We start from the raw sequence: 18553 nt of genomic DNA, 5'->3' as shown, positions 1-18553 counted from the left end.
CGATGACCTCGAACAGTTCCCGCCAGGAACTCCTCGACAGTCGGCCCCAGGGCTTGGACCTGGGGCCGACCGGCCGTGGTGGCGACCGGTTCTTCAGCGGCCTGGCCCGCGGATCGGGTCTGCTCATCATCGCCATGGTCGTCTTCGTCGCGGCGTTCCTGCTCTGGCTGGCCGTCCCCGCCCTGCGAGCGAACCAGGCCAACTTCCTGCTGTCGCGGGAGTGGCTGCCCGGCATGAACCCGCCGAAGTTCGGCATCGTCGACCTGCTGTGGACGACCGTGCTCGTCTCGGGGTTCGCACTGCTGCTGGCGGTGCCGGTCGCGCTCGGAGTGGCGTTGTTCCTCACCCACTACGCGCCGAAGCGGCTGGCCCGGCCGGTCACGTACGTCGTCGACCTGCTGGCCGCCGTACCCTCGATCATCTTCGGGCTGTGGGGGATCACCGAACTCGCGCCGAAAATCGCACCGGTCGGCAACTTCCTGACCGCCCACAACCTGGGCATCCCGCTGCTGAAGCCGGGGATCGCCGACACCGGCACGGTGTTCGTCGCCGGCGTCGTCCTGGCCATCATGATCCTGCCGATCATCGCCGCGTTCGCCCGTGAGGTTTTCGCGCAGACCCCCGCCGAGCACCGCGAGGCCGCACTGGCCCTCGGCGCTACGAAGTGGGAGATGATCCGGATGACCGTGCTGCCGTACGGCCGGTCCGGGGTCGTCAGCGCCGCCATGCTCGGCCTGGGCCGGGCGCTCGGCGAGACCATCGCCATCATGATCATCCTGTCCGCGCCGAGCCCCGGTGCGCCGTTCACCGCCAGCCTGTTCGCCGGTGGTGAGACGTTCGCCAGCAAGATCGCCAACAACGCCTCGGAGTTCGACTCGCCGGAGAAGACCGGCGCCTACATCGCGGCCGGCCTGGTGTTGTTCGTACTGACGTTCGCGGTCAACGCGCTGGCTCGGCTCGTCCTGCACCACGCCGGAAGGAGGAGCAGGTGAGCGCGCTCAGCCCCGCCCGCCCGGCCGGCTCCGGAATGGACCTGACCAACAGCCGGTCGAAGGCTCGCGGCGTACGCAACGCCGCGGCCACGGTGATCATCGTGGCCTGCTTCCTCCTCGCCCTGGTCCCGCTCGCCTGGATCCTGTGGACGGTGGGCTCGAAGGGCTTCCACCTCCTGCTCGACCTGAACTGGTGGGAGCAGTCCCAGCTCGGCATGACCTCCCGCACCGCGGGCGGCGGCGCGTACCACGCGATCATGGGGTCGCTCATCATCGCGCTCGGCAGCGCGGTGGTCTCGGTGCCCGTCGGCGTGTTCGGCGCCATCTACCTGGTGGAGTACGGCCGGGGCGGCCCGATCGCCCGCGCGGTGAGCTTCATGGTCGACATCCTCACCGGTATCCCGTCCATCGTCGCCGCACTTTTCGTCTACGCGCTGTGGGTGACGCTGCTCGGGTTCGGCCGGACCGGGTTCGCGGTCAGCCTGTCGCTGGTCCTGCTGATGGTGCCGACCGTGCTGCGGCTCACCGAGGAGGTGCTGCGGCTGGTGCCGAACGAGCTGCGCGAGGCCTCCGCCGCGCTCGGGGTACCCCGGTGGAAGACGATCCTCAAGGTCGTGGTGCCGACCGCCTTCAGCGGCATCGTCACCGGCGTGGTGCTCGGCCTGGCCCGGATCATGGGCGAGACCGCGCCGCTGCTGATCCTCGGCCCCTACACGGCGGCGATCAACTTCAACCCGTTCGCGGGCAACATGGCGGCCCTGCCCACGATGATCAACCAGGACCGTACGGAGTCTCTCCAGCCGGCCGTGGACCGCACCTGGGCCGCGGCCCTGACGCTGGTCCTGCTGGTACTGGTCCTCAACCTTCTCGCGCGGGCCGTCGCCCGGTTCAGCGCCGTACGCAAGCGTTAGGAAGAGGAAGAAGACACCATGGCGAAACGAATCGATGTCTCCGGCCTCGACATCTACTACGGCGCGTTCAAGGCGGTCGAGGGCGTCAACATGACGGTCGAGCCGCGTAACGTCACCGCCTTCATCGGCCCCTCCGGGTGCGGAAAGTCGACGATGCTGCGCACCCTCAACCGGATGCACGAGGTGGTGCCCGGCGCCCGGGTCGAGGGCAAGGTCATGCTGGACGACCAGGACCTCTACAGCTCAGACGTCGACCCGGTGGCGGTACGCCGCGTGGTCGGCATGGTCTTCCAGCGGCCGAACCCGTTCCCGACGATGTCGATCTACGACAACGTCGCCGCCGGGCTGAAGCTGAACGGCGTACGCCAGAAGAGCGTGCTGGACGACGCGGTGGAGCGATCCCTGAAGGGCGCGAACCTGTGGAAGGAGGTGCACGACCGGCTGAACCGGCCCGGCGGCTCGCTGTCCGGCGGGCAGCAGCAGCGGTTGTGCATCGCCCGGGCGATCGCCGTGGAGCCGCAGGTGCTGCTGATGGACGAGCCGTGCTCGGCGCTGGACCCGATCTCCACGCTGGCGATCGAGGACCTGATCTCCCAGCTGAAGGAACGCTTCACGATCGTCATCGTGACCCACAACATGCAGCAGGCAGCCCGGGTGTCCGACGCCACGGCGTTCTTCAACCTGTCCGGTCAGGGCAAGCCGGGGCACCTGATCGAGATGGACAGTACGCAGAAGATCTTCTCGAACCCGTCCGAAAAGGCCACCGAGGCCTACATCACCGGCCGGTTCGGCTGACCGGCGCGCAGGCCGGGTCGGCCGGTCAGCCCACGTCACCGGCCGGTCAGCCGGCCAGCCGGTCAGGGCAGGAAGAGCCGAGCGGCGTAGTAGACGACCGCGGCGACCGCGGCGGCCGCGGGGATGGTGAGCACCCAGGCTGTGACGATGTTGCCGGCCACGCCCCAGCGCACCGCCGACAGCCGCTGCGTCGAGCCGACGCCCATGATCGCCGCGCTCACCGTGTGGGTGGTCGAGACGGGGGCGTGGAAGCCGATCGCCATCACGTAGAGCACCACGGAGGCCGTGCTGTCGGCAGCGATGCCGCGGGCCGGGTCGAGCTTGATCACCCGGCGGCCGAGGGTGCGCATGATCCGCCAGCCGCCGGAGTACGTACCCAGCGCGATCGCGGTGGCCGCGGCCAGCTTCACCCACAGCGGCACGTCGGTCCCGGTGTGCAGCCCGGCGGTGACCAGGGCGAGCACGATCACACCCATCGTCTTCTGGGCGTCCTGCAGGCCGTGCCCGAACGCCATCGCCGCCGCCGACACCGACTGCCCGGCGCGGAAGCCGCGGTAGGCCCGGCTCGGGTTCGCCTTCCGGAAGATCCACAGCAGGCTGAGCATGACGACGTACGCGAGAAGGAACCCGATCAGCGGCGACAGCACCATCGGGAGGAGGACCTTCTTCCCGATGGTCGCCCAGTGCACCGAGGCTGACGCCGCGAGACCGGCGCCGATCAGCCCGCCGATCAGGGCGTGCGAGGACGAGGACGGCAGGCCGAGCCACCAGGTCAGGAGGTTCCAGCTGATCGCTCCGACCAGGCCGGAGAGGACGACCGTCATGCCGTGCGCGTCGGTCTCCGGGGTGATGATGCCGCTGCCGATCGTCTCGGCCACGCCTTCGGAGATCAGCGCGCCGGCGAGGTTCATCACCGCGGCCAGCGCCAGGGCGGTGCGCGGGGTGAGCGCGCGGGTGGACACCGAGGACGCGATCGCGTTCGCCGCGTCGTGAAAACCGTTGGTGTAGTCGAACGCCAGGGCGATCAGTACGACCGCGACGACGAGGGCGAGCTCCATCTATCCTCCAGACCCCGGGCGGGAGCCCGCGCGTACCGGCGTACTCACGACTCCTTGACCGCGATCTGCTCGACCGTGTTGGCGACCTTCTCGAACGCGTCGACGGCGAGCTCCACGAGCTCGATCACGTCCTTGACCTTCAGCACGGTCAACGCGTCGTAGGCGCCGCTGAACAGCTTGGCGAGCATCTGCCGGTGGATCTGGTCACCGAGGTTCTCCAGCCGGTTGACCTCGATCCAGTACTCCTCCAGGTCGCGCATCGTGCGCAGCCGCGGCATCGCCTCGGCGGTGAGCGCCGCGGCCCGCTGGAGCACCTCGACCTGTTGCTCGAGGCCTTCCGGCAGTTGGTCCAGCTCATAGAGGACGATCGAGTCGACCGCCGCCTCCATGTAGTCCATGACGTCGTCCAGGCCGGCGGCGAGGCGGTAGATGTCCTCGCGGTCGAACGGTGTGACGAAAGTGCTGTTGACCCGGCGGATGATCTCGTGGGTCGCCTCGTCGGCGCGGTGCTCGGCGTCCTTCATCAGCCGGGCACTCGCCGTCCGGTCAGCGTCGGCGGCGAGCATCTCGGCGAACAACCGAGCGCCGTCGACCAGGATGCTGGCGGACTTGGCGAAGAGGTCGTAGAACGTCGTGTCCACCGGAGTGAATCGGAAGCGCACGGCGAAACTCCTGTCGAACGGTCCCCGTCGGCGAGCAGGCCATGGCAATGCTAGGGCTTGTCGTTGGGTTCTGGCTCGGCGGCGGGGCGGGAGAGGGTCAACGGGCAGGTCAGCGACCTGGCACCGGGGTGTTCGGTCAACTTCTGGGGTCAACTCTGGGTCAGCGGTCGGTCAAGCTCTGGGTCAGCGATGGGTGACCACCGCCAGCAGGTCGAGTACCCCCACGCCCACGAACCCAATGACGGCTACGACAGTGAACATGCCGCGGGTGAGCAGAGCCGCAGCGGGTCCGGCCGACTGACGCCGATATGCACGATTGGTGACGGCCCACGCCGCAAGAGTGACAGAAAGTACACACAATCCGGCTACTTCGGCCCAGGCGCCACAAGCGGGCGCGCTGCGTACCAGCAGCGCGCCGTTGACCGCCAGGACCAGGATGGTGCGGTTCCAGGCCAGCGCGGTCCGTTCGAGCTGGCCCTCCCGGGAGTAGATCTGCGCCGGCGGGCTCACTGTGCGTACCTCCGTCCCGCTACTGCTGACCGAACGCGACCAGATAGATCGCCAGAGCGGTCACCACGAACACCGTGAACGCCAGCCCGAGCGGCATCAGCGTGGCCGGAAGCGGCGCGCCCCGGCGCATCGCGGCGGCGGTGCGCCGCCACCGCAGGTAGGCGCCGAGCGTGGTGGCGATGCCCCCGACCGCGAGCACGAGGCCGAACACCCGCCGCAGCCAGGCCGGCTCCACCGAGGTGAGGAACTGGACCGCGGCCACCCCGGCGGCACCGAGGGCGAGGCCGGTACGAAGGTACGCGAGGAAGGTGCGTTCGTTGGCCAGGCTGAAGCGGTAGTCGGGTTCGGTGCCCCCCATGATCACGCTCCGTCGATCTTGCGGCTGGACTGCCGACAACACGGCGGCACGAGTCTAGGGTCGGTTCTGAGACTCACCGAACGCGCACACCCACCGCACGTACGCACCGTGTTCGTCACCACGTGCCCGGCCCACTTCACCGACCGACTCCACCACGACCAGCCTGGAGGATTCTCCCGTCATGGATGCGTCTCTCACCACCGACGACGTCGCACTCCTACGCAAGAGCTTCACCCGTAACCCGGCCTACCGGCTCGTCCAGAACGCGTTGACGCAGACCACCCTCGACGACCTCACTCTCGACCGCGAGATCGTCGTACGCACCGACCACTCGGTCTCCCACCTGCTCGACGACTGGACCGCCACCAACCAGAAGAACAGCGGCCGCTGCTGGATGTTCGCCGGCCTGAACCTGCTGCGGGTCGAGGCCATGCGGCGGATGAACCTCAAGTCGTTCGAGTTCTCCCAGAACCACCTGATGTTCTGGGACAAGCTCGAACGCGCCAACTACTTCCTCGAGGCGATCATCGACACCGCCGACCGGGACCTCGACGACCGGACGGTCGCGTTCCTGCTCCAGGACGTCGCCGGAGACGGTGGCCAGTGGAACATGTTCGCGGCCCTGGTCCGCAAGCACGGGCTGGTCCCCAAGTCCGCGATGCCGGAGACGCAGAGCTCGTCCTCGACCGGCCGGATGAACTCCGTCCTGCGCCAACTGCTCCGCCAGGGCGCCCGCGACCTGCGGGCGTTGGCAGCCGGCGACGGCGGGACCGACGCGGCCCGGTCGCACAAGCGGCAACTGCTGGACGTGGTGCACCGCGCGCTGTGCATGCACCTCGGCACGCCGCCGGAGACGTTCACCTGGCAGTGGACGGACAAGGACCGGGTGTTCCACCGCGACGGCGACCTCACGCCGCTGGAGTTCGCGCAGCGCTACGTCGGGATCCCGATCGACGACTACGTGTGTCTCGTGCACGACCCGCGGGAGACCAGCCCGCGCGGCCGGACGTTCACCGTCGACCGGCTGGGCAACGTCGTCGGCGGCGGCGCGGTCGTCTACCTCAACGTCGACGTCGCGGTGATGAAGCGGCTGGCCCGGAACTCCATCGTGAACGGTGAGCCGGTGTGGTTCGGCTGTGACGTCGGCAAGATGATGCGCCGCGACATCGGCATCTGGGACGCCGACCTGTACGACGTCGGCTCGGTCTACGACACGACGTTCGACCTGGACAAGGCCGAGCGGCTGCTCTATCACGAGACCGCGATGACGCACGCCATGCTGTTCACCGGCGTCGACGTCGACGGCGAGATGATCCGCCGCTGGCGGGTGGAGAACAGCTGGGGTGACAAGGACGCCGACAAGGGCTTCTACACGATGAACGACTCGTGGTTCGACGAGTACGTCTTCGAGATCGCCGTCCACCGTGACGCGCTGCCGGAGGACCTGCGGGCCGCGCTGGCGGAGGAGCCGATCGTCCTGCCCGCCTGGGACCCGATGGGTGCGCTCGCCCGCGCCCGGTAGATCGTCGCAGTAGGCGCCGCGGACGCGGGCGGGGAGGAGATCGACGATCTCCTCCCCGCCCGCGTTTTCCGGTGCTTACGCGTTGTTCCGGATCCAGATCTGGGGACTGCAGTAGCCGGTGTTGATGGGGCAGGACTGCAGACGAAGACCGCTTCCGTGCCCACCCAGCGCGTTCTTCGAGGAGTCCTCGTAGAAGTCCTTGTTGCAGTAACCCCAGCCGCTGTGCGTGTTCACGCACTCCCCTGTGCGCCACTTGTGCCAGCCGGTGCTGTTCCGTAGCCAGTTCTCCCAGACCGCGGATCCCGGGCTGCCCTGCACCCAGATCACGTCGCCGTACCGCTTGAAGCAGACCTCGTATCCGCGCCCTGTGACGCACTCACCGCTCGCGAACGACGGATGGGTGCCCGGCGTCGCAACGTCGTCCTCGAACGCCGCCGGGCGCACGAGGCTCACCGCGTCGGATGTCGTCGCCGACGTCCTCGCCTGGCTGGTAGCGGGATGGCTGGAGGTGGCCTGGCTGGTCGAGGCCTGGCTGGAGGTGGCCTGGGCCGCCGGCGCGACGGCCAGCGCTCCGAACGCCGCGACGGCGGCGACCGCCAACGTGAAGGTCTTCATCGGATTTCTTCCTTTCTTCGGATGTGGGGCCGAGAACGCGCGGGCACCCGGCCAGGAACCATCCGACCGGAGCGACCGACCCGTGTCGTTGGCGCGGAGCGCGGGGTTCTTGACACTCCGCGCGCACAATGAGGACGACACCGACGCACCCGGTGTGACGCCCGGTGTGACGCCCGCCGGGACGACGACGGTTCGCGGAGAAAGGGGTGGGGAGAATGCACCGCCTGCTCGACACCGACGAGCTGGCGCCGGCGGAGCGGCTGGAGGCGTGGCGGGAGCTGACCTCGCACACGCTGCTCACGTCGACCGAGGTGGACGCCGATCGTGCCGACGGCTTCCGGGCCGCCCTCGCGGCGACGGAGCTCGGCGCCGGGGGTGTGGCCACGTTGCGGTGTTCCTCGCTTCGGTCGCTGCGTACGCCGAACCTGATCCGCAGGGCCGACCCGGAGGCGTACACCGTCGCGCTGGTCCAAAGTGGCCGGCAGTGCGTCGACCACGCCGGTCGCCGGGCGGTCGTCGGCCCGGGCGACCTCCTGGTGTGCTCGACCTCGCTGCCGTTCACCGCGTGCGTGACTGCCGATGGCGTCGCGGCGTCCGTGGTGGCGCAGGTCCCGAGGGCGATGGTGCCGTTGCCCCACGACAAGGTGATCCGGCTGCTGGCGGTGCCGTTCTCGGGACGGGACGGCATGGGCGACCTGCTCGCGCGCTTCCTCGCCCACCTGACCAGCAGGGCCCCGTCCGCGACGCCCGGTGACAGTGCCGGGTCCGTCCGTCTCGGCGCCGTTCTGGTGGACGTGCTCACCGCGCTGCTGGCCGATCACGTCGACGCCGACGACTCGCCCCCACCCGGACCCCGGCGTCAGGTGCTGTACCTGCAGATCCAGGCGTTCATCCAGTCCCACCTCGCCGACCCCGGCCTCACTCCCGGTGCGGTCGCGGCGGCCAACCACGTCTCGACGCGCTACCTGCACCAGATCTTCGAACAACACGGCCGCTCGGTGGGCGCGTGGATCCGCGAACTCCGGCTCGACCGGTGCCGCGCCGACCTGGCCGACCCCACGCAGCAACTCACCCCCGTCAGCCAGGTCGGTGCCCGCTGGGGCTTCACCCAGGCCGCCGCCTTCAGCCGTACGTTCCGTGCCGCCTACGGCCTGCCGCCGCGGGAGTACCGCCGGCAAACCCTGGCCAGGAGGCCCACCGACCAAACCCTGGCCAGGAGGCCCACCGGCGATCGGTGACCGTGCACCTTCGCGGACTTCCCTCCGTCGCCGGGTCTTTCGGGGGACCGCCAAGCTCCCGGACCGCCGAGACCGTGATCCGCGCCCCCTCCACGGGCCTGACCGGGACTACTGTCGAAAGTCCGGAAGCTGTCCCACCGCCGACGGTCCTGCCCATCCGGATCGGCCAGGGCTGGGCGAAGGCGCACCAGTTCAGCACCGGGGAGTGCCCGGTGATGCGCTACAACCGCGCGCTGATGGAGGCGATCCTGCACGATCGCGTACAGATCGCCAAGGCCGTGAACGCGACGGTCCTTCCGCTGGAGGAGGCGCCGAACGGCTACGAGGACTTCGACCGGGGGGAGGCGAAGAAGTTCGTCCTCGACCCGCACGGGATGCTCGCCGGCAAGACCGTGTGATCGAAGCCGGACGTCGGCCGCGACCGCCGTACGGCGTACCGGAAACGCACTTTCGTAGGGCTCGTCCGCACCCATCGCCGCTGGTGGGGGTGCCGGCCCGCTCGCTGTAATCACTGTGGTCCCGTTCCGATCGGTACCGGGCCGCAGCCCGGATCCCTTACAGCGAAGCGAGATGAGCATGCGCAAGCGAATCGGTGCGTCGGCGGTGGTCGCCGCCGTCGGCCTCACGGTGAGCCTGGCGAGCCTGCTGGCCGGGCAGGCGCTCGCCGCCGTTCCACCACCCACAGCCGTTCCACCCACAGCCGGTACGCCGGACCGCCCGGTCGTGCGTACCGACCGCGGTCTCGTCGCGGGGACGGCGACCGGTGACTACCGCCTCTTCCAGGGCATCCCGTACGCGGCACCGCCCACCGGCCGGCTGCGGTGGGCGAACCCACGCCCGGCGGCCCACTGGGACGGCGTCCGGCCCGCGACCAGGCCGGGCAACCCGTGCCCGCAGACCCCCGGCGAGGTGCCCGGCGGCAGCACCACCGAGGACTGCCTCTACCTGAACGTCACCACCCCGGCCTCCGCCGGCACGAAAGACACGGCCGGTACGAAGAACACCGCCGGCCCGAAGCGCACTCGTCCGGTCGTGGTGTGGGTGCACGGCGGCGGGTTCACCTCCGGCGCGGGCAGCAGCTACGACGCCCGCCGGATGGCGGTCCGCGGCGACGTCGTGGTGGTCACCGTCAACTACCGGCTGGGCGTCTTCGGGTACTTCGCCCTGCCCGGCCTGCGCGGCGGCGGCGACTTCGGACTGCAGGACCAGCTCGCCGCGCTGCGGTGGGTGCGCCACAACATCGGGGCCTTCGGCGGCGACCCGCACAACGTGACGCTGGCCGGTGAGTCCGCCGGAGGGATGAGCACGTGTGCGTTCCTGACCGCTCCGGCGGCCGCGGGCCTGTTCCAGAAGGGCATCATGCAGAGCGGTTCGTGCCTGCTGGAGTGGCCGGAGAACACCTGGTACCCCGGCATGCCCGCGTTCGCGCCGTACGCACCGCTGGCGGAGGTCGAGGAGTTCGGCAAGGAGACCGCGGCCGACCTGCACTGCGCCGACCCGCGCACCGCACTCGCACTGGCCTGCCTGCGCAAGGTCGAGCCGGAGAAGCTGCTCGGGGTCGACCAGCCGTACAACATGCCGGCGTACGGCACACCGCTCCTCCCCCGCGACCCCGCCGAGGCGCTGCGCACCGGGCACTTCCGCAAGGTGCCGGTCATCTCCGGCGGCAACCGCGACGAGGGCGCCGGCAACGCGGCGGCTCTGGAGAACAACCAGCCGCTGACCGAGCAGGCGTACCTCGACCTGCTCACCGGCACGTTCGGCGCCGACGCCGGCCGGCAGGTCGCGGCGCACTATCCGGTCGCCGCGTTCGGTACGCCGGCCCAGGCGTGGGCGGCGGTCATCTCCGACCGGCCGTGGGCCTGCCCGACGCTGCGGGGCAACCAACTGCTGGCGAGGAGGACCACGACCTACGCCTACGAGTTCGCCGACCGGACCGCGCCGGACCTCGGCGCCCCGCCGCCGCCGAACTTCCGGCTGGGCGCCGCGCACGCGTTGGACCTGCCGTACGTCTTCGACTTCAGCGCCTACGGCCTGCACCTCGACCTGGCGCAGCAGCGGCTGTCGGACCAGATGGTCGGCTACTGGACGAGGTTCGCCGCCACGGGGAACCCGAACGGGCCCGGGCTGCCTGCCTGGCGGGCGTTCGGGCCCGGTGACACGGCGGCGCCGGCGCTGGCCACGCGGGCCGACGGCGGTGTGGCGCCGGTCGACCTCGCCGCCCGGCACCAGTGCGGGTTCTGGGCGCACCTTTCAGGCGACCTAGATCGACGTGGCCACCGAGCCACTGAGCTCGCGGCGAACGCCGGTGCCACCGACCGCTAGCCGATCAGGTCCTCGCCGACGGGAGTACGCGGGAAGAGGTCCGCGACGCCGCCGAGTCCGCCCACCACGGCCCGCGCGCCGAGGGCGGACACGGCGGCGGCCTCCTCGCCGGTGAGGTACGCCGCCGGCGACTTGCCGTGGACCCGGGCGAGCAGGAGGGCGCCGGTGTGCCGGACCACCGCCTCCTCGTCCACGGCCAGACCGCCGGCCTCCGCGTATACCGTACGGAACGCCTCCGCGCAGCGCACCAGCCGCGCGGCGACGTCGGGCCGGTCGGCCAGGTGGACGCTCTTCATCACCAGGTGGTGCAGCATGAACGCGACGTCGAACACCGGGTTGCCCGCGTGCGCCACCTCGTGGTCGAGCACCCACAGCCCGCCGACCGCTCCGGCGGGATCGACCAGCACGTTCTTCGGGGAGAAGTCGCCGTGCACCAGACAGCTCGGCCGGGTGAGGAGCTCGTCCAGGCAGCCGAGCACCGGGGCGGCGAGGTCGGGCCGGCGGGCGGCGACGGTGCGGTGGTAGGGGTCGCCGCGCAGTTCCACGAACATCGTGAGGTCGCCGTACGCCGCGAGCCGTTCGCGTACTCCCGGCTCGGCCGTGGCGGCGTGCCAGGCGCCGAGCACCCGCCCCAGCGTCGCGCCGGCCGCGACGTCGACCACGCCGGCCAGCAGCGCCTTCCGCCACTCGGTCCAGCCGGGCGGGGCCGCGGTCATGGTGACGACGAAGCCGCCCGGGTCGTAGTCGACCAGGCGGGGGAGGTGGGCGGGGGTCAGCTCGCCGTACCAGCGAAGTGCTGCCGCCTCCACCCCGGCGCGTTCGACCCGGGCCGGCCACTCGTCGGCCACCGCCAGGAAGGGCAACGGCTGCTTGACGACGTACGTCCGAACGCCGTCGCTTCCGGGCCCACCGTCCCCACCGTCCGCGACCACCAGGAACGTCGCCCCGCTCACCCCGCCGGACAGCACCGAGGCACTCGCCGGGGTGTCCGGGGCGAGCACGCCCCGGTCACGCAGATGACGCACCACGGTGTCCTCGCTCAGCCGCACGCCGAACCGCCTCCCAACGGGTACGGGATCCACCCAGGGTCCACGAGGGTAGGGATATCCCCACCAGCGAACCAGGAGTCCGCCGGATGGAGAAGCCCGTGCACCGGCCCGTACTGTCCCTGACATGACCAGCGCAACCCCTGACCTGGCTCGCGGGGCGCCGGCCGAGACCGGCCGCCGCGGCTACTGGCACCGGCTCGGCGGCCGGTCGCTCTACGTCCTGGTGGGGTTTCCACTGGCGATCGTGCGGTTCGTGGTGCTGATCGTGTTGTTCCTGTTCGGGGTGGGAACGACAGTCACCTTCCTCGGGCTGCCGGTTCTGGCCGGGACGATGAAGGTCGCCCGAGGCTTCGCGTCCGTGGACCGGGCACGGCTGTCGCGGGTGCAGGGCTGGCCGGCCCGGCGCCCCGCGTACGTCGGCGGGCATCCCCACACCCGGGTGGGCCGGATGCTCGCCCCGCTGCGGCAGGCGCAGTCCTGGGCGGACTGGGGGCACGGCCTCCTCGGACTGTTCCCGGCCGTCCTGGGGTTCGCGTTCACGCTGACCTGGTGGGCGGGCACGCTGGCCGGCCTCACGTCCTCCGTCTACATCTGGATCCTGGACCGGACCGTCGGCTACGAGGGGCTCGGCACGCAGCTCCGCCTCGGTGACGCGTGGCAGATCGACGCCGCCGTCAGCACCGTTGCCGGACTGTTCTTCCTGTTCACCCTGCCCGCCGTGGTCCGCGGCTGCGCGGAGCTCAACGCCGCCCTGGCCCGGGCCATGCTGACCAGCGACCGGGTGGCCGAACTCCACGGCCAGGTGTCCGACCTGACCGAGAGCCGCGACGCGGCCGTCTCCGCGGAGGCCCAGGCGCTGCGCAGGCTGGAACGCGACATCCACGACGGGCCGCAGCAGCGGCTGGTCCGGCTGGCGATGGACCTGTCCTCCGCGCAGCGCCGGCTGGCCAGGGACCCGGCGACCGTGCAGCCGATGCTGGCCGAGGCGATCACCGCGACCCGGGAGACGCTGGAGGAGCTGCGGGCGCTGTCCCGCGGGATCGCCCCGCCGATCCTCGCCGACCGCGGGCTGCGGGCCGCGCTGGCCGCGGTCGCCGGGCGGTCCACGGTGCCGGTCGACCTCGACGTGGACGTACCCGACGGCGAGCACCTGCCGCTGATGGTGGAGAACACCGCGTACTTCCTGGTCGCCGAGGCGCTCACCAACGTGGCCAAGCACAGCGCCGCCACCCGGTGCACGGTCGAGGTGCGCCGAACCGCCGGCCACGTCCGGGTCATCGTCACCGACAACGGCGTCGGCGGCGCGCACACCGCCAAGGGGCACGGCCTGGCCGGACTCACCGAGCGCGTACGGGGCGTGGGAGGCTTGCTCGCGGTGACCAGCCCGGTCGGCGGGCCGACCGTTCTCACCGCCGAACTCCCGTGCAAGAGCTCGCAGAACGCCTGAGGCGAAGGGACCTGTCGTGCGCGTGGTGATCGCGGAGGACTCCGTACTCCTCCGGGAGGGACTGGTCCGGTTGCTCGAGGAGGCCGACCACACGGTGGTGGCCACCGTGGGCGACGGACCCTCTCTGGTGGACGCCGTGGTCGCCTACGAGCCGGACGTGTCCGTGGTCGACGTCCGCATGCCGCCCACCCACACCGACGAGGGGCTGCGGGCCGCGATCGAGGTACGCAAACGGCTGCCCGGTGCGCCGGTCCTGGTGCTGTCGCAGTACGTCGAGGAGTCCTACGCGGCCGACCTGGTGGCCGACCGGGTGGGCGCGGTGGGCTACCTGCTCAAGGACCGCGTGGTCGACGTGGACGAGTTCCTGGACGGCCTGACCCGGGTCGCGGCCGGCGGCACGGTCCTCGACTCCGACGTGGTGGCGCAGCTGCTGGTCGCCCGGCGCGACCCGCTGGCCTCACTGACGCCGCGCGAACGCGAGGTGCTCGCGCTGATGGCCGAAGGCCGTACGAACACCGCGATCTGCCAACGGCTCGTGGTGAGCGAGGGCGCGGTGGAGAAGCACATCGGCAACATCTTCGCCAAGCTCGGCCTCGCGCCGTCGCTGTCCGACCACCGCCGGGTGATGGCCGTCCTCGCCTACCTCCGCCCCTGACCGCGCCGTTCGGCTGGGTCAACGCATAACCGGCATTCCGGGTCGGAACAGCTCGTACTCCGAGCCAAGCGATACCGCCGCGCGACAGGTCCCGACGGGACACCGGAGCCTGCTCCGTATCCAACTGGATACGGAATTCGGGAGGCCTCAGTGACTGCGGCAGACTTGCTCGAAGACGCCCGTCGCAGGGCGAATCTGACCCGAGCCGAGTTGGCTCGACGCGCTGGTACGTCACGACCGACCCTGTCGGCCTACCTGACGGGCTCGAAGACACCAACATTCGCCACGGCGGAACGCATCGCGCGCGCTGCCGGGTTCGAACTCGAACTCACGCCCTCGATCGAGTTCGTGGAGGTCGAGGGGCGGGCCGGACGGCTGGTTCCGGTTCCGTCCAGACTTCCTCGGCTGCAGCTGGGGAAGGCGTTCGCCCAGATCAAGCTGCCACTACATCTGAACTGGTCAGCGCCTGACCTGACGTACGACCTTGCCGACCGGAGTCAACGTGCGCGGGTATACGAGATCGTCCTCCGCGAAGGCTCAGCCGACGACATCCTTACCTACGTCGACGGCGCCCTCCTCATCGACCTGTGGCCGGACCTGGTCCTCCCTCCCGACATCGCTCGGGCATGGGGTCCACTCATCGAACGCTCTCTACCGTCGGCGGCGTAGATGAGCGCCGATGCCGGGCTGACGGACCTCCAGCGAGCAGCCGCCCAACTGGTCTTGTCTCATGGGCGCAACACGAGGACCCAGGATTCGATGTCTCCGTCTTTGCCGACATGCTCGGGAGGCTGAACCGCCTGCCCGATCGAGAGCTTCCCGTTCGGTCCGATCGAGTAGCTGACGTACGCGCATTCTTCGCCGAGTGGATGTCAGACCTACGAAATCAATGAACCCACAGTTGGATCCCTGAGATCCTCCGTGCTCGTCAGGCGGGCTGGCCGTTCGGGAGCACGATGACCTTCAAGTGGGCGGCAGGCTCCTGGTGCAGCGCGTCGAACCCGTGCGTGACCACCTGCTCCAGGCCGATCCGGTCGGTGATGAGCGGGCGTACGTCGACCTTCCCGGACTCCAGCAGCCCGATCGCCTCGGGGAAGTCGACGTCGTAGGTGTGCGACAGCGAGGCGATGAGTTCCTTCTCGCCCAGCAGGAACGACATGAGGTTCAGGTCGAGAGTGTCGCCGCTGACGCCGACCAGGACCGTCCGGCCGCCCTTGCGGGTCCACCGCACCGCACTGCGTACGGCAGCGAGCCTGCCGCCCGCCTCGAACACCACGTCCGGCCCCACGCCGTCGGTCAGGTCCTTCAGCGCGTCCTCGGCGTCGTCGGGGCTCACCGCCCGGTCCGCGCCCAGGCGTTCGGCGAGCGCGCGGCGCTCGGCCACCGGCTCCACCACCACGACGCTCTCGGCGCCTCGCAGCCGGGCGACCTGGGCGACCAGCAGCCCGATCGTCCCGCCGCCGACGACGGCGACCGTCGAGCCGGGTTCGAGCCGCGAACGCCTCACGGCGCGCACGGCGACCGAGGTGGGTTCGGTGACCGCCGCCTCCTCGGGAGTGATGGCGTCGGAGTACGGCAGGCAGATGCGCGCGGGTGCCAGCATCTCCTCGGCCAGTCCCCCGTCGGCACCCTGGCCGGTCGACCGCAGGCTCACGCACAGGGCGTAGTCGCCGCGCCGGCACCAGAAGCACTCCCCGCAGAACAGGTGGCCCTCGACCGCGACCCGCCGGCCAACCGGCAGGTCCACGCCGGGTCCGGCCTCCACGACCACCCCGGCGGACTCGTGGCCCATCGTCAGCGGTTCGCGCTCGGCCAGCGGCGGCTCCTTCGACCGGCGGGCGTTCAGGTAGACCTCGAGGTCGGTGCCGCAGATCCCGGCCGCCTCGACCTTCAGCCGCACCCAGCCGGGCGGAGGGCTGCCGAGCGTGGGAACGTTCTCGATCCGCAGGTCCTGCCGGCCGTACATCCTCGCGGCGCGCATCGGTCTCCTTCGCGGTGGCGGCTTTCGTCCGCATCGTATCCAGCGGAATTTTCGTGGTCGCAACACTGACCGGCCCCGGCCCGAAACATAGCCACCACACCCTGAATCCGTGACCTTGTGGCAGGTGCGGACCAGAGTCCGCGACATTCCCGGCAAGCTGGCCCAGCTGGCCACGGCGCTCGGCGCCGTGCGCGGCAACGTCGTCGGCATCGACGTCCACGGCTGCGACCTCGAGCACGTGCACGACGACCTGTTCGTCGACGTCCCCGAGGCGATCGATGCGGGTGACCTCGCGCGGGCGCTGGCGAGTACCGACGGTGCGGACCGCGCGGACAACGCCGGGGACACGGCCGGTGCCGAGCCGGTACGCGTCCGCCGCGCACGGGTGCAGGAACTCGTCGACGGCCCAAGCCAGGCCCTCACCCTGGCCGCCCGACTGGTCGAGGACCCCGCGGCGCTGCCCGGGCTGTTGTGCGGGCTCGTCGGCGCCGACAGCGCGGACCTGTGCGGGCATCCGCCACCGGACTCTCCGCATCACCTGACGGTCGGCTGGCCGGGCCGGCGCGGTTTCGTCGTCGTCCACCGGGAGTGGGCGCCGTTCACCTGGGTGGAACGTGCCCGCGTGGACCGGCTGGTCGCCGTGGCCGCCGTGGTCGCCCGGGATCAGGCGAACGCCGGTGACCGGGTGGTGTTGCCGGACGGGTCGCGGCTGCGGATCCGGCTCGGCGGGCCGGAGGACGCCGGTCACGTGGCCGACCTGCTGACCCGGTGCAGCCGGTCGGCGCGGGAGGCGAGGTTCGTCGCCGACGACGGCGAACGGCTGCCCGTCCGCTGGCTCGAACGCCTCGCGGCGCCCCCGGAGGGCTTCTCCCTGCTGGCGTTCGCGGAGTCCGGCCAGCTGGTCGGGATGGCTCAGTGCCTGCCGCAGGACGCGCCCCAGGATCGGTCGGGCGGGGCGCACGAGGTCGGGCTGCTGGTCGAGGACGGATGGCAACGGCACGGCATCGGAACGCTGCTCGTCCGCGGCCTGGCCCGCCGCGCCCTCGCCGACGGCGTGACCGAACTCGTGGCGGTCAGCACGGCCGCGCAGGCAGGCCGGGCAGGTACGGAGCGGCTGTTCGCGCGGGCCGGGCTGCCGGTGCTGACGAAGTACGCCGACGGCGTGTGGGAGGCACGCGCCCGGCTGCGAACCGACGCCCGGGGCGAGCCCGTCTCCGCGGCCGACCTGCACAGCGCAGTGCTGCGCGGAGAGGCGGCGGTGCGCGCCTGGGCACGCTCGACCGCTCGGTGAGCAGGTGCCACCTCAGCCGGCCCGGTACCTGCGCCAACGGGTTCGCGGCACCGGATGCCGGGCGGTCAGGAACTCAAGCAGCAGGCGGTTGAACGCCTGCGGGTTGTCCAGGTTGGCGAGGTAGCCGGCCCGGTCCACCACCTCGTACTCCGCTCGCGGGTCCCGGTCGAGCCACCGTCTGGCCTGCCGGCCGAGCCGGCTCGTCCGGTCGTACTCACCTCGTACGAGCAGCAGCGGCTGGTCGATCCGGTAGTCGGGTTCGGGGTGCACTGCTGCCACGCCCGCCCGCCACACCTGTGTCAACCGCGACTTGTCAAAGCGTTCCATTGCCGTGTACGCGTGGGTCTGGGTCGCCGCGCCGACCCCGGCCGCACGGGCGGCTCCGTGCCGGATGTGGGCGTCCGACCTCGACGCGAAGGCGAGCGCCGCGAGGTTCGCCCACCGGTGCACCGGCACCGTCCACGACATCGGCCACGGGCGGCGCGGAAGGGTGAGGCAGCCGGCGGCGACGACGACCAGTCCCGCCACTCGTTCCGGACGCAGGAACGCGGCCTCCTGGGCCACCTCGGCACCGAGGGAGTGGCCGACAAGGGCGAGTTGACGATGCGCGCGGAGCCGATCCGCCAACTCCAGCAGGGCTTCGGCCAGTCCGCGTACTGTCAGGTTCTCCTTGACGACCGGTGCGGGATACGTGCGCACCTGGTCGATCGGCACGGACTCGACCGGTACGGACACGTCGGGTACGGCGTCGGGCGGACGCGCGGACACCCTACGGGCAAAGCGTCCCCGTCCGAACGCGCGGCGTCCACGCGGCCGGGGCGTCGGCAGATCCCACGTGAGGGTGCGGTATCCCGCTTCCCACAACGCCGGCAGCTGCTGATCCCACATCCGGTGGTCCAGCCAGCGGCCGGCACCCAGGACGACGACGGGGCCGTCCTCCGGGCCCGCCATCCGGTAGCGAAGAGCGGAGCCCGAGCGCTCGAAGACGCCTGCGGCTTCCTGCACAGGGCAGCGCCTCCCCCGGACGGCACGAGCTTGCCCACGCAGCTGTCACTCCGCAACGGATCCAGGGTGACCTCGTTGTCCGCCCCGGATCCTTACGGATCAGGCTAGGCCGACCAGGGGATCGGCACGCCAAAAACAC

General features: G+C 70.9%; 19 protein-coding genes. 11 read left to right on the top strand and 8 right to left on the bottom strand.

Translation table 11 applies throughout. The annotated features are described in order from the left end of the window. The first annotated feature begins 2 nt into the window (after positions 1–2). Genes pstC through pstB form a run of 3 tightly spaced genes read left to right on the top strand, consistent with a single transcriptional unit; the run spans position 3 to position 2698 of the window. On the top strand, positions 3–992 hold the full coding sequence (gene pstC, locus F4554_RS03600; RefSeq protein ID WP_179786047.1) for a phosphate ABC transporter permease subunit PstC: 990 nt from the start codon (positions 3–5) through the stop codon (positions 990–992). Between the two features lie 35 nt (positions 993–1027). Beyond that, positions 1028–1903 carry a phosphate ABC transporter permease PstA gene (gene pstA / locus F4554_RS03595; RefSeq protein WP_179791272.1) on the top strand — a complete coding sequence of 292 codons (876 nt, stop codon included), beginning with the start codon at positions 1028–1030 and terminating at the stop codon, positions 1901–1903. Positions 1904–1921: 18 nt separating this feature from the next. Further along, a complete protein-coding gene (gene pstB / locus F4554_RS03590) occupies positions 1922–2698 on the top strand; it encodes a phosphate ABC transporter ATP-binding protein PstB (protein ID WP_179786046.1) in 777 nt (258 codons plus the stop codon). A gap of 62 nt (positions 2699–2760) precedes the next feature. On the opposite strand, the gene F4554_RS03585 is transcribed toward pstB, so the two are convergent. The 4 genes from F4554_RS03585 to F4554_RS03570 form a co-directional block, all read right to left on the bottom strand. Beyond that, on the bottom strand, positions 2761–3756 hold the full coding sequence (locus F4554_RS03585) for an inorganic phosphate transporter (RefSeq protein WP_179786045.1): 996 nt from the start codon (positions 3754–3756) through the stop codon (positions 2761–2763). A 44-nt stretch (positions 3757–3800) separates the two neighbouring features. After that, complete coding sequence (locus F4554_RS03580) at positions 3801–4418, bottom strand: DUF47 family protein (RefSeq protein ID WP_179786044.1); 618 nt, start codon at positions 4416–4418, stop codon at positions 3801–3803. Positions 4419–4601: 183 nt separating this feature from the next. Beyond that, the gene (locus tag F4554_RS03575; protein ID WP_179786043.1) at positions 4602–4928 is read right to left on the bottom strand and encodes a DUF202 domain-containing protein; all 327 of its coding nucleotides are present in this window, start codon (positions 4926–4928) and stop codon (positions 4602–4604) included. A gap of 19 nt (positions 4929–4947) precedes the next feature. After that, complete coding sequence (locus F4554_RS03570; protein WP_179786042.1) at positions 4948–5286, bottom strand: YidH family protein; 339 nt, start codon at positions 5284–5286, stop codon at positions 4948–4950. Positions 5287–5467: 181 nt separating this feature from the next. On the opposite strand from F4554_RS03570, the gene F4554_RS03565 reads away from it, so the two are divergent. Further along, positions 5468–6808: a C1 family peptidase gene (locus F4554_RS03565; protein ID WP_179786041.1), complete on the top strand. Its 1341-nt coding sequence runs from the start codon at positions 5468–5470 to the stop codon at positions 6806–6808. A gap of 75 nt (positions 6809–6883) precedes the next feature. Here F4554_RS03565 and F4554_RS31415 read toward each other — a convergent pair whose 3' ends face one another. Beyond that, complete coding sequence (locus F4554_RS31415) at positions 6884–7423, bottom strand: hypothetical protein (protein WP_202889134.1); 540 nt, start codon at positions 7421–7423, stop codon at positions 6884–6886. Between the two features lie 215 nt (positions 7424–7638). Here F4554_RS31415 and F4554_RS03555 point away from each other — a divergent pair, with 215 nt between their 5' ends. From F4554_RS03555 to F4554_RS03545, 3 genes are all read left to right on the top strand, one after another. Then, on the top strand, positions 7639–8661 hold the full coding sequence (locus F4554_RS03555) for a helix-turn-helix domain-containing protein (RefSeq protein ID WP_179786040.1): 1023 nt from the start codon (positions 7639–7641) through the stop codon (positions 8659–8661). Positions 8662–8735: 74 nt separating this feature from the next. Continuing rightward, on the top strand, positions 8736–9059 hold the full coding sequence (locus F4554_RS03550; RefSeq protein WP_202889133.1) for an MDR/zinc-dependent alcohol dehydrogenase-like family protein: 324 nt from the start codon (positions 8736–8738) through the stop codon (positions 9057–9059). Between the two features lie 178 nt (positions 9060–9237). Next, the gene (locus F4554_RS03545; RefSeq protein WP_179786039.1) at positions 9238–10986 is read left to right on the top strand and encodes a carboxylesterase/lipase family protein; all 1749 of its coding nucleotides are present in this window, start codon (positions 9238–9240) and stop codon (positions 10984–10986) included. Here F4554_RS03545 and F4554_RS03540 read toward each other — a convergent pair. Then, positions 10983–12035 carry a phosphotransferase gene (locus tag F4554_RS03540; protein WP_179786038.1) on the bottom strand — a complete coding sequence of 351 codons (1053 nt, stop codon included), beginning with the start codon at positions 12033–12035 and terminating at the stop codon, positions 10983–10985. The genes F4554_RS03545 and F4554_RS03540 overlap by 4 nt on opposite strands. A 124-nt stretch (positions 12036–12159) precedes the next feature. Between F4554_RS03540 and F4554_RS03535 the strand changes: the two genes are divergently transcribed. The 3 genes from F4554_RS03535 (at position 12160) to F4554_RS03525 (ending at position 14806) form a co-directional block, all read left to right on the top strand. After that, complete coding sequence (locus F4554_RS03535; protein ID WP_179786037.1) at positions 12160–13482, top strand: sensor histidine kinase; 1323 nt, start codon at positions 12160–12162, stop codon at positions 13480–13482. A gap of 16 nt (positions 13483–13498) precedes the next feature. Next, positions 13499–14137 carry a response regulator gene (locus F4554_RS03530; protein WP_179786036.1) on the top strand — a complete coding sequence of 213 codons (639 nt, stop codon included), beginning with the start codon at positions 13499–13501 and terminating at the stop codon, positions 14135–14137. A 150-nt stretch (positions 14138–14287) separates the two neighbouring features. After that, on the top strand, positions 14288–14806 hold the full coding sequence (locus tag F4554_RS03525; protein ID WP_179786035.1) for a helix-turn-helix domain-containing protein: 519 nt from the start codon (positions 14288–14290) through the stop codon (positions 14804–14806). 259 nt (positions 14807–15065) lie between these two features. On the opposite strand, the gene F4554_RS03520 is transcribed toward F4554_RS03525, so the two are convergent. Further along, complete coding sequence (locus F4554_RS03520; RefSeq protein ID WP_179786034.1) at positions 15066–16118, bottom strand: zinc-binding dehydrogenase; 1053 nt, start codon at positions 16116–16118, stop codon at positions 15066–15068. Positions 16119–16227: 109 nt separating this feature from the next. Here F4554_RS03520 and F4554_RS03515 point away from each other — a divergent pair, with 109 nt between their 5' ends. Beyond that, positions 16228–17409 (top strand): GNAT family N-acetyltransferase, encoded by a 1182-nt coding sequence (locus F4554_RS03515; RefSeq protein ID WP_179786033.1) that lies wholly within the window; start codon positions 16228–16230, stop codon positions 17407–17409. Positions 17410–17421: 12 nt separating this feature from the next. Here the strand turns inward: F4554_RS03515 and F4554_RS03510 are convergent, their stop codons facing one another. After that, positions 17422–18414: an alpha/beta fold hydrolase gene (locus tag F4554_RS03510; protein ID WP_179786032.1), complete on the bottom strand. Its 993-nt coding sequence runs from the start codon at positions 18412–18414 to the stop codon at positions 17422–17424. Positions 18415–18553 lie beyond the last annotated feature (139 nt).

It is taken from the genome of Actinopolymorpha rutila (assembly GCF_013407855.1).
GTDB classification, from domain to species: Bacteria; Actinomycetota; Actinomycetes; order Propionibacteriales; family Actinopolymorphaceae; genus Actinopolymorpha; species Actinopolymorpha rutila.
This window is presented reverse-complemented; position numbering and strand designations above follow the sequence as displayed.

Bases quoted from the DNA above. Each gene is read 5' to 3' on its own strand.
- pstC (WP_179786047.1), top strand. From the start codon at position 3: ATGACCTCGAACAGTTCCCGCCAGGAACTCCTCGACAGTCGGCCCCAG.
- pstA (WP_179791272.1), top strand. From the start codon at position 1,028: ATGGACCTGACCAACAGCCGGTCGAAGGCTCGCGGCGTACGCAACGCC.
- pstB (WP_179786046.1), top strand. From the start codon at position 1,922: ATGGCGAAACGAATCGATGTCTCCGGCCTCGACATCTACTACGGCGCG.
- F4554_RS03585 (WP_179786045.1), bottom strand. From the start codon at position 3,756: ATGGAGCTCGCCCTCGTCGTCGCGGTCGTACTGATCGCCCTGGCGTTC.
- F4554_RS03570 (WP_179786042.1), bottom strand. From the start codon at position 5,286: ATGGGGGGCACCGAACCCGACTACCGCTTCAGCCTGGCCAACGAACGC.
- F4554_RS03565 (WP_179786041.1), top strand. From the start codon at position 5,468: ATGGATGCGTCTCTCACCACCGACGACGTCGCACTCCTACGCAAGAGC.
- F4554_RS31415 (WP_202889134.1), bottom strand. From the start codon at position 7,423: ATGAAGACCTTCACGTTGGCGGTCGCCGCCGTCGCGGCGTTCGGAGCG.
- F4554_RS03555 (WP_179786040.1), top strand. From the start codon at position 7,639: ATGCACCGCCTGCTCGACACCGACGAGCTGGCGCCGGCGGAGCGGCTG.
- F4554_RS03545 (WP_179786039.1), top strand. From the start codon at position 9,238: ATGCGCAAGCGAATCGGTGCGTCGGCGGTGGTCGCCGCCGTCGGCCTC.
- F4554_RS03535 (WP_179786037.1), top strand. From the start codon at position 12,160: ATGACCAGCGCAACCCCTGACCTGGCTCGCGGGGCGCCGGCCGAGACC.
- F4554_RS03520 (WP_179786034.1), bottom strand. From the start codon at position 16,118: ATGCGCGCCGCGAGGATGTACGGCCGGCAGGACCTGCGGATCGAGAAC.